General features: G+C 38.8%; 15 protein-coding genes. 7 read left to right on the top strand and 8 right to left on the bottom strand.

Going from position 1 to position 14,087, the window contains the following annotated elements:
• The first annotated feature begins 1 nt into the window (after nucleotide 1).
• Nucleotides 2-1,780 (top strand): DUF262 domain-containing protein, encoded by a 1,779-nt coding sequence (locus AN394_RS17270; RefSeq protein ID WP_055022120.1) that lies wholly within the window; start codon nucleotides 2-4, stop codon nucleotides 1,778-1,780.
• Nucleotides 1,781-1,843: 63 nt separating this feature from the next.
• Here the strand turns inward: AN394_RS17270 and dndE are convergent, their stop codons facing one another.
• The 6 genes from dndE to AN394_RS22180 form a co-directional block, all read right to left on the bottom strand.
• Complete coding sequence (gene dndE, locus AN394_RS17265; RefSeq protein ID WP_055022119.1) at nucleotides 1,844-2,194, bottom strand: DNA sulfur modification protein DndE; 351 nt, start codon at nucleotides 2,192-2,194, stop codon at nucleotides 1,844-1,846.
• The gene (dndD, locus tag AN394_RS17260; protein WP_055022118.1) at nucleotides 2,194-4,185 is read right to left on the bottom strand and encodes a DNA sulfur modification protein DndD; all 1,992 of its coding nucleotides are present in this window, start codon (nucleotides 4,183-4,185) and stop codon (nucleotides 2,194-2,196) included. The genes dndE and dndD overlap by 1 nt, the downstream gene beginning before the upstream one ends.
• Nucleotides 4,182-5,807, bottom strand: coding sequence for a DNA phosphorothioation system sulfurtransferase DndC (locus tag AN394_RS17255; protein ID WP_055022117.1), 1,626 nt, complete (start codon nucleotides 5,805-5,807; stop codon nucleotides 4,182-4,184). Before AN394_RS17255 ends, dndD begins: the two co-directional genes overlap by 4 nt.
• Nucleotides 5,804-6,889, bottom strand: coding sequence for a DNA sulfur modification protein DndB (dndB, locus tag AN394_RS17250; RefSeq protein ID WP_055022116.1), 1,086 nt, complete (start codon nucleotides 6,887-6,889; stop codon nucleotides 5,804-5,806). The genes AN394_RS17255 and dndB overlap by 4 nt, the downstream gene beginning before the upstream one ends.
• A 119-nt stretch (nucleotides 6,890-7,008) precedes the next feature.
• The gene (locus AN394_RS17245; protein WP_055022115.1) at nucleotides 7,009-9,048 is read right to left on the bottom strand and encodes a DNA phosphorothioation-associated putative methyltransferase; all 2,040 of its coding nucleotides are present in this window, start codon (nucleotides 9,046-9,048) and stop codon (nucleotides 7,009-7,011) included.
• Nucleotides 9,049-9,058: 10 nt separating this feature from the next.
• Nucleotides 9,059-9,211, bottom strand: coding sequence for a hypothetical protein (locus AN394_RS22180; protein WP_200910021.1), 153 nt, complete (start codon nucleotides 9,209-9,211; stop codon nucleotides 9,059-9,061).
• Between the two features lie 250 nt (nucleotides 9,212-9,461).
• Here AN394_RS22180 and AN394_RS17240 point away from each other — a divergent pair, with 250 nt between their 5' ends.
• Nucleotides 9,462-9,914, top strand: a complete 453-nt coding sequence (locus tag AN394_RS17240; RefSeq protein WP_055022114.1) for a hypothetical protein — start codon at nucleotides 9,462-9,464, stop codon at nucleotides 9,912-9,914.
• A 29-nt stretch (nucleotides 9,915-9,943) separates the two neighbouring features.
• Here the strand turns inward: AN394_RS17240 and AN394_RS17235 are convergent, their stop codons facing one another.
• Nucleotides 9,944-10,159, bottom strand: a complete 216-nt coding sequence (locus tag AN394_RS17235) for a hypothetical protein (RefSeq protein WP_055022113.1) — start codon at nucleotides 10,157-10,159, stop codon at nucleotides 9,944-9,946.
• Nucleotides 10,160-10,248: 89 nt separating this feature from the next.
• Here AN394_RS17235 and AN394_RS17230 point away from each other — a divergent pair, with 89 nt between their 5' ends.
• Both AN394_RS17230 and AN394_RS17225 read left to right on the top strand, forming a co-directional pair.
• Nucleotides 10,249-10,605 (top strand): hypothetical protein, encoded by a 357-nt coding sequence (locus tag AN394_RS17230; RefSeq protein WP_055022112.1) that lies wholly within the window; start codon nucleotides 10,249-10,251, stop codon nucleotides 10,603-10,605.
• Nucleotides 10,606-10,664: 59 nt separating this feature from the next.
• A complete protein-coding gene (locus AN394_RS17225; protein ID WP_055022111.1) occupies nucleotides 10,665-11,390 on the top strand; it encodes a hypothetical protein in 726 nt (241 codons plus the stop codon).
• Between the two features lie 82 nt (nucleotides 11,391-11,472).
• On the opposite strand, the gene AN394_RS17220 is transcribed toward AN394_RS17225, so the two are convergent.
• On the bottom strand, nucleotides 11,473-12,327 hold the full coding sequence (locus AN394_RS17220) for a LysR family transcriptional regulator (RefSeq protein WP_055022110.1): 855 nt from the start codon (nucleotides 12,325-12,327) through the stop codon (nucleotides 11,473-11,475).
• Between the two features lie 81 nt (nucleotides 12,328-12,408).
• On the opposite strand from AN394_RS17220, the gene AN394_RS17215 reads away from it, so the two are divergent.
• The 3 genes from AN394_RS17215 (at nucleotide 12,409) to AN394_RS17205 (ending at nucleotide 13,936) form a co-directional block, all read left to right on the top strand.
• A complete protein-coding gene (locus tag AN394_RS17215) occupies nucleotides 12,409-12,630 on the top strand; it encodes a DUF2798 domain-containing protein (RefSeq protein ID WP_055022109.1) in 222 nt (73 codons plus the stop codon).
• Complete coding sequence (locus AN394_RS17210; RefSeq protein ID WP_055022108.1) at nucleotides 12,627-12,908, top strand: putative quinol monooxygenase; 282 nt, start codon at nucleotides 12,627-12,629, stop codon at nucleotides 12,906-12,908. Before AN394_RS17215 ends, AN394_RS17210 begins: the two co-directional genes overlap by 4 nt.
• A gap of 335 nt (nucleotides 12,909-13,243) precedes the next feature.
• A complete protein-coding gene (locus AN394_RS17205) occupies nucleotides 13,244-13,936 on the top strand; it encodes a hypothetical protein (protein WP_152968948.1) in 693 nt (230 codons plus the stop codon).
• Nucleotides 13,937-14,087: the final 151 nt, after the last annotated feature.

Raw genomic sequence — 14,087 nt, 5'->3', positions numbered from 1 at the left:
ATTGAAGGTAGAACCTGATTATAAATCAATTGGTGCGTTATTTAGAGACGCTAATGTTTTTAGAGTACCTAAATACCAACGAGGCTATGCATGGAAAAACAATCAATTAGATGACTTTATTGATGATATAAAAAACATAATAAATGATAAAAGTAGTTCAGAACACTTTTTTGGATCGTTAGTTTGTGCTCAAGAAGAATGTATTGGTGGTCACGAAAGAGTAAATCAGTTAGTTGACGGTCAACAAAGGCTTACAACATTTATGTTGCTAGCAAGTTGTTTGATAAAAAAATATTATAATTTAAATGAAAAACCAAATGAGTTTTCTGAATATATATCAGAAAAGATTACAGAGTTAACAGAACGCTACATAAACTATAAAAAATCTGTAAATAAAAAGACGGAGTATGTGAGAAGGCTGGAGCTATCTAGACGTGATGATGAATTTTTCTTCAGTCTTGTCTCAGGTACCCCCATGGAACCTGAGAGAGATTCACATATTAGATTAAAGAGTGCTGAGATTGAATTAGACAACTTTTTAGAGAGCTTAACATCTGAGTCAACAATTGATAAACAGCTAGACCAGCTTGATGCCCTTGAAAAAGTGATCAACGAAAGCTGTAATGTAATACATATGATTACTAGTAAAGTTGCTGACGCTTACAAATTGTTCCAAGTTATAAATGATAGAGGCGAAAGTTTAAATCATACAGACCTTCTGAGAGCTAAAACCCTTGGGATGGCCGACGATAAAAACTCTGAACATATCTTTAATCATGTGGAAAGAATTTGGGATGATTTAGATAAAGAATATGGCTCTCAGTTGGAAAAGCTCTTAGGTTATTATTATTCAGGCCTAACTGGGGATAAAGTCAAAAGTTCAGCTTTTTATGATCAATTCATGGATAAAGTTATTGGTCATACAAATGTGAAGCCGGAAAAGGTTTTTGAAAAAATGAACCTTATTTATAAAGAGCTTAATAAGATTCATAAGATTACTAATGGAGAGTGGCCTTACAGTGAAAGTACATTAACAGCATGGCAACGCAACCGTATTAATGTTTTAGTCAAAAATCTTAAGCACACGCACCCTATACCCTTGTTAGCAGCTGCAACTCAACTTAAAGAATCACAATTTTATGAAGTCGTTAGAGTATTAGAAATTTTCTTTTTTAGATACAAACATATCTGTAAAAATAAAATTGATTTAGCTACAACTCGTTATTTGAAAGCTTGTAGGAATTTAAATGATGACAGTTTTACAGTACAAAACTTCAAAAAAGATTTACGAGAATTACTTATAAAAGATGCAAGTGATGAGCAGTTTATTTCTCGATTGAAAGATCTAGAATATATTGACCCTAAAAAGGGAGACAATAGAAGTTTAAGGTACCTTTTACTTGGTATTGAAGACAGTTGGAGGTGGTTTCAAAATGGAATGAAAGAAGGTGCTTCTGGTAGAGAGAAAAATATTGATTATTCTGCAGTATATGAGTTCTCATCAATAACCCTTGAACACATTTACCCGCAAAATGCTAAAACGGCAAATATTGAAATGGAACAGGATTTAAATAAAATAGGTAATATCACTTTATTAGACCCCCAGTTGAACTCATCTCTTGGGAATATATCTTATGAAGAGAAATATAAGTTTTTGGTCAATGATAGTAAGGTGTTATTAAATAAAGCTTTTGAAAATTATCCTGTTTGGAATCGAGAAAGTCTCTCAAATAGAACAGAAGATTTATTGAGTGCTGCGAAAGTAATATTTAGCTTTTAATTAAAGCTGTCAACAAATTTTTTAAGGCTCTTGAATGAGCCTTAAAATAGCGCACCTATGTAACTAAAGACAGCCCAAAAAGTTAGAAATGCTTTTTTGGTTTCTAATAGCAGATACCCCATCCTCAACATGCGCTGCCCAAGCCATCTGTAACTCTTTATCAGAATATTCCGGGTAGCGTTGTTCTAGGAGCAACTCAGTCACTTGCTGGGTTTTACCCAGCCAAGTATGTTTATCAAGCTTGAGGCTGCCTGAGAGCTTATAATCAGTGTCTTTATCAAATACAAAGCCCTTTTCAACAGAGCGAAAAAAAGCAATACGTGCAGCAACGTTTGGTGTAACGCCTGTTTTGCCTTTTAGTGTTTGTAATTGCTCTTCAACGGCTTTATTTAGCCACATTGTTTGTGGGAGCATTATACGGCCTCCTGTGCAAGCTCAGCCCAAAAGTAACCCTCGCGAAGAGTTGAGCTACTTGTTTGCTGATTAAATTCAATTTCGAACGCGTGAGACACCTTATGCTCAATAGCTTGGTAGAAGCTTTCATCTACCTCGGTGTCTGTTGATAGTAAAATTACTTGCTCGCTGGCTTCTGGAAAGTAGTGCTTAATTAACTTATCGCGATGCTTGGAATCGAGCCTTCCGAGTGGGGTATCTACCACCACAGGTAGCACTTTTCCTGAAAGCTTACCTAGCGCCTCCAAAATAGCAAAAGCAAAAATCTGTTTTTCACCAGCAGACATTGATTTGCGGTTAATCACTGAGCCTTCCGCATCAACAAGGTTTACATCAAAGCTGCTAGGGTCAATTTTAGCTGAAAGCTTTAAATCTTCTTTACGAGCAAGTTTGCGGTATGCCTTAACAAATAGCTCTTCAAGCTGGCTAACACGCTGTGAAGTAAGCGCTTCTTTAAACTCGTGGAGTACGTTTTGGCTTTGTTCTACTCGCTCTACAGCTTTGTCTGATGAGTGTTTATTTTTAAGTTTTGCATAGAACTTTTCTAAACGTTTTGCCAACTCGAGCTCTTTCGTTTTGAGTTCTTTCGCTTTAAGCAATTCGCTAATGTACTCTTTGCTGATTGCATCGCGCTGTTTTTCAAGATCTCGTAACGATTCGTATAGCTCTTTAAGCTCTTCTGCATCTGGGGCACGTTCAATATTTATTGATAAAGTACTTAGCTTGTTTTGTACAGCTTCAAGGGCTTGTGTTAGCTCTTTTAGTAATGCCTGTGATTTTTGAGCATCTGTTACTTGTGCTTGAATAAGCGCAAACTCAGAATCAGAAATATCCAGCTCCGGCGATTCCATACTACTTTGCGCAACTAATTGGCCAAAATAACTGTTTACCGTTGCCATAATATCGTTACTTTGAGTGCTAAATTGTGTTGCTAATTTAGCTTCTAAGTCAGGTAAAGCTTGGGTCAACTCATTGCCAAACGATTTTGCTTGTTTGATTTTTTGATCTTTTGTTAACTGCTCAATTAAGCTTTGCATTGCCGTTGGTGCTAAAGCCATTGGTAATGAGCCACTTAATTCTAGGCGAATTTTAGCTGTAAGCTCTTTTTCAAGTGCAATAAGCTCTGATACTTTGGCTTCTTCTTGAACTTTTGTTTTTGCCCAAGCGCCGCCACGCGCTTGAATGCTTTGCTCTTTAGAAGCTATTTGCGTTTTAAGCTCAGTAAGCTTAACTCCGATATGGTCGGCATTTTGTTGGGCTTCATTAACTTGTACTGATATCGCCTTTTTTTCGGCCTCGGCTGTATTAATCTTTTTAATAGTTTCTTTGTCTGCTGCTTCTGCACCCAAACCTTTAAGGTAAATACCTAAGTCAGAATCAAGGCGATTAATTATGTCGATACCAAGCAGTTTTTGTACTGCTTCTTTCAAGTACGAGCCTGTGTCGTCCTCAGCAAGCTCTGCAATTTTTTCACCATCAAAAAAGAATAAATCCCCAATACCCGGCGGCACTAACTCATGTAAAAAAGCTTGCACCTGTTCGCTATTAAGTGAAGTGTCTAGCACTCCATTAATTGTAAGCGTTAATGTTTCATCTTGTTCTGCTTGCCACTGACGTGTAACCTCATAAAGCTTGTGTTCGCCCTGATGAGTGTGTGTAAAGCTTAATGAAACTCGTGCTTGTGCGCTTTCATCACTTTTTAAAGCAGTGTTATTTGTTTGTTCATTTAAATAAGCAAGATAGTCTTTTTTAGTGATCACTGCGCCAAGTGCGCGTTTACCAAGTAATGCCAAACGAATTGCAGTTAGAATTGATGTTTTACCTGCACCGTTTAAACCACCAAATAAAATAATTGGGCGTTCAAAAACACCTTCTTTGCGAGGTGTTAAGTCGATACTGGTTTCGCCATTGAAAACTCGAAAGTTATTAAGCGTGAGTGTTTTAAAAATCATTCTATGCCCTCAGCTTTTAACATTGCGTTTATTTGCTTTAACTCGTCTTCAAGCGTTTTTACTTCATTACTTTGGCGCATTTGCTTTTGTCTGATATCTAAATTAGAGGCAATAATAGTCTCTGCGCTTTCCCAGTCTTGCTGAATTAAGCGACCAATACGATTGAATATACCGGTACGGCGAGCAAGCCCACTCATTTGTTTTTCAACATCTATTAGCTTTTTAACCATTTGCGGTGACACGCCATGTTTAGGTGCGATGTCATGTAATAACTGGCTTTCGGTAAAGCTGAATTGGTTTGAGTCATCAATCGTCCAGTCTAACTTAATACCTAAAATATCAAATACAATAGCAGGTAATGAATCGTCCCAATCAGGCTCGTTAGGATCGTTAAGCCACTCGTGACGTACAGCGTGCAACTCATCAACAGTTATTAGCTCTACATCTCTACCTTGCTCATTAAATTGCTTTTGAATATTAAGCAGCAAACGCATGGCATGTTTGCGGTATTTTAATAAGTAAGGGCCCGTTGTGTAATCGTCGGTAAGTACGCGCTCTTTGTCTTCTTTTAATGTTTTAAATGCAAGACGACCATCACGGCGAATATGGTTGCGATATTTCTTTTTAAGCTTTGGTGAAGTACTGCGTGAAAGCATGTTGCGATACTTTAACAGTGGTAGCATCCATTGCTCACCATTTTGAATTAAGCTCTCCATTGCGCGGTCTTTGGTGACAACAGTACAAGTCCAGCATCCAAAGCGCGAGTTACCGCACGATGGTGTTGTTTCATCAATAACGAGAGGGCATTCACCTTGGCCAGATGAGTCTTTATATAGATTCCATAAAACTAGGTTTTTACCACCCCATGGGTTTTCCCATTCAAGGTCATATTTATCTAGCCATTTATTTTTTGTGCCGTAGGGTGTTTCTTCCGTTTTTAAATGGCAAAGACGTAATATCTTCCATACGTCATCTACGCTCCATGTATCGATTGGAGTGTAAATAAATGCATTATTTAATGTAGTGTGTACAGCAAGATCAGAGCCATCAATTTTATGCTTTTTAATAACTTGGGCACGAGAGGCACTTTCTTGAGAGCGAGAGCCAAGTACAACGATTACTTCGTCATACTCACTAACACGCTCTTTTATAAATGTACTGACCGGATCAATTTTCATTCGCTCAGTACACCAGCGAAAGTTACGCGTTGGTGCTGGGTAACCTTTACCTAGTAAGTTTGCCCAAAAAGTATTGTTAGATTTAGGCACAACCTTATGCGAAGTGATTGGTAAACCTTCGCGTCTTGCGCCTTCTTCAATAAGTTTTAGAGATTTATCGACGTGATCAACAACCATAGGCGTTTCAACTAGGGTGTCTGATGCAACAACGAATACAGGCTTATGGCGATCTTCGGGCTTTAATCCTAGTAACGCAAAATAAACGAGTGTCATCACTGCTGATGAATCTTTACCACCGCTGTAACCTATAACCCAAGGGCGTTTGTCGGCCATGTACACTCGCTGCGTATTAGCTACAAATTCATGTAGCTTTCCACCTGCAAATGACTCGTTTTCTATAAACTCGATATAGTCGTCTAGATCGTACTGATTTAATAATGTCATGTATTTAACAATTCTTTTTCTTTAGCTAGCTCTTCAACAGAGGGCTTTAAGCCAATTTGTTTTTTTATTTCTATGGCTGTTAAAAATATATTTGAAACGGCTTTAGAGAGTCGACCATGGTTCATTGCACGGTTTTTCCAAGCTGGGTTTGCTTTTCGCCAATCAATTTTATGTAGCTGAGTGTAACATTTACTCTGCTCAGGCTCACTGAGTTTTAGTAGTTCGTTGCCTACTATTGCCAAAGCTTGAAGCCCTATACCATGCGCGCTAATGTACTCTTGTCGAAACTCTGTGGCTGAAAGCTGTTTGTCTCTTACTTGCTGCCACTCAGGCATATATTGGTTTAGATTGCGCCAAAATGAGACCGCTACTTTTCTCTCTTCATCGGTGTATCCATCTTTAAGGCCTTTAGCAAACAAGGCTTTATTAGCTTGCTTAATACCGCTAAGGGTAAAAAGCTTGCTACTTTTTGCTGCAATTGCAGAGCGTTCAAACTCTGTAAAGCCCAGAAATGGTTCACATTCCAAAGCAAGGTAACGAGCCAACTCAGCGGCTTGATCTCTGTGATCGTACAAGGTCGACAAAGATGCACTCGGTCTTACGGCATACTTATTTAAATCGGCAAACATCTGCTGACTGCGTTGTAAGCCTTCGTCAACAAAGAAAAGTACAGCAATGTTGTCTTGGCAAAGCTCTGGTCTTTCTTTAATTGCTTCTTCAATGGCGGCACGTCTATGTTGGCCATCGTTTATAAGTATTTGGGCATCCATAGGTACTTTTAAAGTTCCTAAGTTAATACCATCACCCGTGCTAATAAAGTCAACTTCTGAGCCAACAGATGCAGTGATTGCTGAAAAAACATAATCATTTGGAGAATCAACCAAATAACGCGCCATTTCAGGAATACGGTTTTTATTTAAAGTACGTTGTGCACGTAATTCGACAGGGACTTCTTCTTCATCATAAACGAATATTTTTGGGATAAGTCGAAGCGGGCAGGTAGCAATGTAAAAAGGTTTGCCAGCTTGCTGGCCTCTTACAGCAGGGAAGCTGTAACAATAGTTTGAATCTAAATTACTCATTGGTGCAAGTCCATTATGCAGGTTTACGTAATATTATTACGTACCTTACGTAATATTTCTACATAAAACTTGCTTTCAAAGAGGTTATTTTAGCAAATTAAATAAACTTTGATAGGATTTTAATGTTTTAGTTTTATAAAACGATCTCCTTTTAATTCTATCTTCCAATACTCAAACACCTTTTGCAGTATTGGCCAGTTTGGCCACTCTGATTTTTCGACTCCTTTGAGCATGGCAGCTAGTTTCTTATCGAAGTTTTGCTGGCTTTTGTATTCACTACTGCCTTTTTGTAAATAATCAATTTTGTTGTACATGGGTTGATTTGGGTAATCATCGCCATAGAAAAAGTAGTCTATATCTTGTTCGAGTAATTTTACTTTTACTCGCTCAATAAGCAGTGGCAGCTTTTTACTAAAGTCATCGTATTTTAAAAAGGTCACTTTCCCAGAACGCATATGTATTTTTACTAAATCAATGTCGTCTATGTCGCCATAAAGCTGCGCTGCAGAGCCAATGTAAACACGTAAAATAGCAGGGAGCTGGTTTAAAAAACGGGTAGACAAAATGTAAGAGTGATTGTCGTGCAGTTCGCCAAGTTTTATATTTTCATATGCTTGATAACATGCATTACCAATATTGGCAGGCTCAGAAATTGAAAATAACAGTGACTTAGCTTCTTCGAGTGCATGATTATAGCTTTCGAAGTGTATTTTTATATCGCGGGTAAGCTTGGCTGGCATATGGCTTTTAGCTTTGCGTTTTCCAAACAGACTAAGGGCAAAATATACAAGTAAATCGTCATGTCTTTTGGTTTTTGCTTGATTGAATTCGGACTGGTCGTAATAGCCTTGTAAAAACTGAAATGCCTTATTATGGCTGGTAAATATTTGCCTAATTGCGAGGCTTTGTTCAAATTCATCATTTGCAGGCATTCTGCCTAAGTGTAAGCAGTATTGCCAAAAGTCAGCTAATAAGTCTTGATGCTTTTCAAATAACGATTTTTGCTCAGCTTTATTTACAACCTTAGGTGTTGGGCGTTGTGTAATGTGCTGCCAGTCATAATTTTTAAATTGCAGCTCAAGATGGTGTGCTTCTTCAAGTTCTGCAGATTTAAAAACAGCAATGATACCTTGCCCAAATGGAGTTGTTTTTACTTTTAGAACTTGCTCTATGTAGCAGCGTATTTGCGCTTGGCTAAAGTATTTTTGAAACGTATTACGACTTGTAATTACACCATCTTTATATGGCTTAAAATGCTCTTGCTTGGCTTCGTTAGCCAGCATGACAGAAACAAGTAACAACTTATTTGTATATTGATATGCGGCCTTTAGAGTTTCTTGGCGCTCTGTTTGATCTTCAATAACATTAAGTACAAAGCCAAGATTAACAATATCGCACGGTGTTTTAGTTGCATTAGGGCGATGAACAGGATCCCAGGCATTTATGTTTAGTCCATGAGCTTCAAGCTCGGTCGCATCGTCACCTAACCCGCAACCGTAATCGAGTATTGAATAGTCACCATTCAAGTAGCCATACTTTGCAAGCTTTTGGAATGGTGCTGATAATCTGTCTCTGTTTATAGCTGTTAGGTGTCGTTGTATTTGTTGTGGTTGTTCGGGGTTTTTTGATTCAACTATTTTAGCTACTTGATGAAGTCTGCCATTTTCATCTAACTTGTAGCCTTTGCGTTTTATTAAGTTTTGCCATTGCTTTTTGAAGCCAATACTTTTGGTGTTTTGATAAAGGCCTATTTGCTCACCTTCTTTCGTTAATTCTTCAAAGAGCTTGTAATTAGGGTAGTTAGGTAAAACGAATGTTTCTTTACGATGTAATATTGGTGGGTTGGCAGAGCTACTGTAATCTGTCGTTTTTACCGTGTTTTCGTAAATGTCTATTGTGTGGCTTTTTAGAAGCTCTGGGTATGAGCATTGATCAAAACTTGGGTACTCGAGCAGGGTAAATTTAAAATCACGTTTATAGAGCTTTATTAGATTCCAATCAGCATCAACCTCTAACGTTTTTATTGTTGTATTTATTAATGCTGATAGCGCTTCAGGCAAGCATTCTGCGATACAAGATTTATGAAGATAAACAGCGGTAGGTAAAGACTTCCCATGCTTTAGGCTTTTAATTAATTGCTTGTATTCAGGAAAGTCCATAGTGGGTTATTTATTCAAAATAATAAAAATAAGCGCGACCGAGTTTTTCAAACTTAAGCAAACCTCGCTCACGGCGGTGCATTAATTCACATGCACTTATTTTAAGGCGCTTCATCGCTTCTTTGCTGTTAAGCCAAACACCTTTTGAATTTTGCTCTGTCATTTTAATTTCTCAGCTAAGTTAAAATTAATATACATAACTCTTTGTACATCGACAAATTTAGCCATGGGGGGATTGCTGATTTATCCCCGTGTTCACACCCGAAATTGGATTAATAAACAGGTTAAAGCGCGACTTACAAAAGCAAGCGACTATAAAAGAACAATAAACTCGTAAAACCAAATGTTTTTATTGATTAATTTATTTAGTATCAATAATCTATACAGATGGATTTCAAAAAAGTAAGAAAGCAATGGAAGCTGATAAAAATACATCTACTGCTGTTTCTAGCACACGCCCTCTCAATATTGTTTGTCCTGACTGTGAAGAAGAAAACACTTTAGAGTACGGAAATCATATTAAATGTCATAAATGCGAAAATTCATTCGCGGGTCATACGTATCAAAAGTTTAAGAAGCCATTTTTTACAGCAAAGTTTGCTTTGTTTATTGGTGCTGTAGGTGCATACAAGCTTGATAAAGAGCTACTTGAGCCAAGCCGTTATTCAACGGGAGCTATTGTTGAGATAGTTAGTTTTTGTTCAGACCCTGGTACAAGTTTAAGCCGTTATGAAAGGAAGTATTTAGCTAAAAACTGCATTTGTGCTTTAGATCAAACAATGAAAGAAGTGCCAGAGGCTGAGTTAAGCTCCAAAGCTAGTAAGTTTCAGAAAGTATTTTGGAAAAATTATCAGCAATGTAAATAGCGGCATTCATGCCGCTATCGCTCTAAAATTTACTTAGATTTTGGGGGATTATTACCACGTCCTTTACCTGAAACTTCACCTGTTTTACTTGGTCCATTAGGTGGCGCAGGGCGTGATGATTGCTGGTTGTTTGCTGCTGCACGTTGAGCTCTTGCGGCAAAACTGCCCTGTTCAACTAAACCATTGTTTGCTTTTGCTTCAGCTGATTGAATTCGTGCAGCGGCACTTTGAGTCATGTTTTTCATGAGTATATCCTTTTTAAGTTTAAAAATAGCTCTTCGCTTTGAGAGCAAGTTAATCTTACGGAGCACTCTGGGACAATTTGGGACAAAAAATGGAAAAATACGAACAATTACAAAAAGAAATAAAATTAATAATAAATAAGCTTGGGTTGAGTATCACTGAAGTAGCTAAGAGAGTGTATTGTGAAAGGTTTGAAGATGACGACACAGAAGAAGAGCGTAAGTTTGTAGAAACCTTTCGTAAAAACTTAAATAGGCAGGCAAAACCTGAGCTATTAGAAAGCTATTTGGGCAATATTGCTCAATTAAGGGAGTTTAAAAATTCAGATTTAGCAATCTCTAGTGCTCTTAATTTAGGGTTCATTCCGACAGATATTCAAAGGGGTCTGCAATCTATTTCTGAAAAGATGTTGTTTGAAGATCGCTTAAGAAAAGATAGCATTGAATAAATACCTCCCTAGCTAACACATAGGGAGTAATTATAACCAAATTACACAGATGTAATGTTATGAATAAATGGATTTTATTACTCGCTACTTTGCTTGCGAGTTTCAACACGGTTGCTGAAGAGCAATATTCAAAAAGTCGCTGCGATAGTATTGAAGCTGAGCGTGAGAGCATTCGTAAAAGAATGAATCGTAGCTATACGGCTAGGCAAGGTGAACGTTGGAATCAGCGTTTAGATGAGCTTTTTACGCTGTTGGCGAGACACTGCAAACACCCAAAAAGAAGCTCTGGTAATGGCGGTAATTATACGTATCGCTCGAACCCTACCGCACTTTTAAACACCAAAGTACATAACTCTACGGTGTATTCAAACTCATATAATGACGATAAAAAACGCCATGCTTGGGGGCAATTTTATCAATTACCAGATCGTTGTAGAGCGAAAAATATTCAGCAAGCTGATTTTGTATGGTGTAGTGAAAATAAAGCTGAGCAAAAGGAGCTATTTGAATCAGCTTGGAGTGGTAAAGCTAAAGCAGACTATAAAGATATTGTTATTACTGTAAAGCCGACCATTACAGAAATTAATTCAAATAAAACTACAAGCCAAGCGGTGATAAAGAATCCGATAATCGAAGCACCCGTTAAACAAGCTTCAACTCCTTTAAATGAGAGTGTTGGTCCGCAATTTACAAAGTTGAATGACCTTAAAATTTGGCAATTAGCCTTGACTGGCATTGCGGCCATGTTGTTTGTGTTTGGTCTTTATCGTTGGTTTAAAGATTGAGTTATTTACGGGCTAAAGCCCGACCTACAATGCCTCGCATCTCGCATCTCGCATCTCGCATCTCGCATCTCGCATCTCGCAACTAAAGCGCTAATATTTCTCCTTGCAAGCTTGGTGACTCTGCAATACTGGTTTGGAGTTGTTCTATCAACAACTGGGCATTTGTTGATGGCGTGCGTGAATGAGGCCATAGGGCGTAAATTGGCCTTGCGGGAATGTTGTGGGGGGAGTCGATATAACTAAAGTTGCTGGTTTCGTCTATACAGCAAATTTCGCTCATCGGCAGTAAGCCAATGCCATAGCCTGCTTCAACCATTTTTCTGGCGATTGTAATATCAAAGCAAAAGCTTATATGTTCATACTCGGTTTTTAATTTATTTAGCAAACCGCTGGGTAATTGTGACTCTGAATAGGGCAATATCAGCCTTGATGTTGGGGCATCTGCCTTTTTAATCAGCTTTATTGCGATCATGCCTAGGCGCTTTTGAAAATAACTTGAGTCTTGTTGTTCGCCGATGCGAATGGCTAAATCAAAACGTTTTTGGCTTAGTTGGCTATTGGCATTACTTGGGTAAATGTGGAGGTTTAGCGCAGGGTTTGCCATCGAAAACTGATTAACTGCCCCCATCAGTGGGCCCGCAATGATGTTTTGTGGGCATAAAAGGTAAAACTCTTTAGCGGCGGGTGAGTCATTTAGTTGCTCAAGCTGGCTGTTAAGAGCAAGCACCTGCTCGCCTAACTCGTTATAAAGAGATTCGCCTTTGGCGGTTAACACAATGCCGCGGGCTGTGCGTTGCAGTAATGGCTCGGCGAGTTTTTCTTCTAATGCCTGAATGCGCCTTGATAGAGTTGATAGATTCAGTCCTAAATCTTTTGCTGTTTGACTCATGCTTTTACGGCGCGCTATTTCAATAAATAAATGCAGATCATCCAGCATACGACTCCCTCAATCTTAGTTTGCATTTTCGTGACTGTTGCCACTTGCCTTGTGCAAATATAGTAACGCCAAGGAGGACATATGAAAATTCATTTTACTTTTACTGCGGCATTTTCGTTTTTAATGTCGTTTTTACTCTCGGCATGGGTCACTTATGTCAACTTAGGGTTGAGCGATACATTTTTTCTAAATTGGATGAAGGCATTTGCCAATGCATGGCCTGCTGCATTTTTGGTGGCTTTTACGGTTGCTCCGCCAATTAGGGCATTGGTTTTAAAGTTATATGGTAAGGAGTCAGTATGATTAATATCGTGGCAAAAATTACCCCAAAGGCGGCATTATTTGACGACTGTAAAGGGCGTTTACAGGGCATTTTAGCAGCCACTCGTGCAGAGCCTGGTTGTAATCGTTTTGAATTGTTTGCGAGTAAAGAACAGCGTTGTTTGTTTTTAGTTGAGCAGTTTGCATCGCAAGCCGCCCTTGATGAGCATTATGCTCAGCCTTATACCGAAGCGGTATTCGCGTTTTATGAAAATGCCTTGGCAGAGCCGGTTGAGGTGGAGAAGGTGGAGGTGTGTTGAGAAAAAGTTAGCGAGATACGAGGGGAAAGGAGCTAGGCTCTAGGGCTAGGTACTAGGGGAAAGTCGATCTGTGGGGTTGTTAAGGTCGAGTTTTCTTCTCTGTAATAACAACCTTGTAGGAGGTACTTTAGTGCCGAATGAAACATAAAAGAGCGATCAGCAGTTTGATAGTGGAAATAATTAACCTTAAGCCTTTCATGATTATTGCTTGTTCGCTATGTGAAATTGTTAGGCAGGTAATTTGTCATTCTTTTAGATGAATTTGCCGCAGATTTGTTGCAGTTTTATTAGAAACTGATAATCTGTACCCCTAACCTTTACAGTGACGTAAATTAATGATTAAACGGATTTTAATGACAACAGCCTTGTTGTTGCCCGCTTTTGTTTGGGCGCAGCAAAGCGCTCCTTCAGATGCATGTCAAAGCATGCAAGCCGAACGTATAGAGCTACAAATAGCCCTGCGTAAAACCAATCTTCTCGACAAAATTGAAGCCTATAAGCAGCGCATTCAAAGCTTGTCGGCGCGAATATCTGAAACTTGCTTTAGTGAAGAGCAAATTGCTGAGCTAAAGTCGTCTTTGTATAACCCTGATATTACTGAGCTTGAAAACACCTTGGCAAAGCCATTAACTGAGCAAGCCTACATCAGCAAACAAGCTGCATGGGACCGCTTTTATGTTATGCCGCCACGTTGTGCTGCTCGATCGTTACAGTTGCAAAACCTTGAGTCGTGCCTTGAAAATAAGCAAATTCAGTTTCAGCAATTTGATATGTTATGGCAGCAAAAAAGTGCGCAACTTGCCCGTACAGAAGCAAAACCAACAGATTCGTTTCATGAGTTTGTTTTACCTAGCAAAGCCGAACGAGCTAAATTAAGCGCCGAGCAAGAATTAAAGCGCTACAGCTACAGCACAGATTCGTTCTTACCAACCAACATCATTGTGTTGTGTGCTTTAGCTGTATCGGTGTTCTTTGGTTTGATATTTATTTTCCATTGGTTAATGCGCCCACGGCCAGTGGTGAAGTGAGCATTTAGTTAGCGAGAGTAAAGGGGAAAGAGTAAAGTTAGAAAGGGGAAAGGCGCTAGGCGCTGGGTTTTAGGCGTTAGGACGCGATGTAAAATCGCTGCTTTAGTCGTTAGAGGTCAGATGTTAGATATCAGTCGAACTGTGGGGTTGG

This window comes from Pseudoalteromonas sp. P1-26 (genome assembly GCF_001401795.1).
Lineage (GTDB): Bacteria > Pseudomonadota > Gammaproteobacteria > Enterobacterales > Alteromonadaceae > Pseudoalteromonas.
This window is presented reverse-complemented; position numbering and strand designations above follow the sequence as displayed.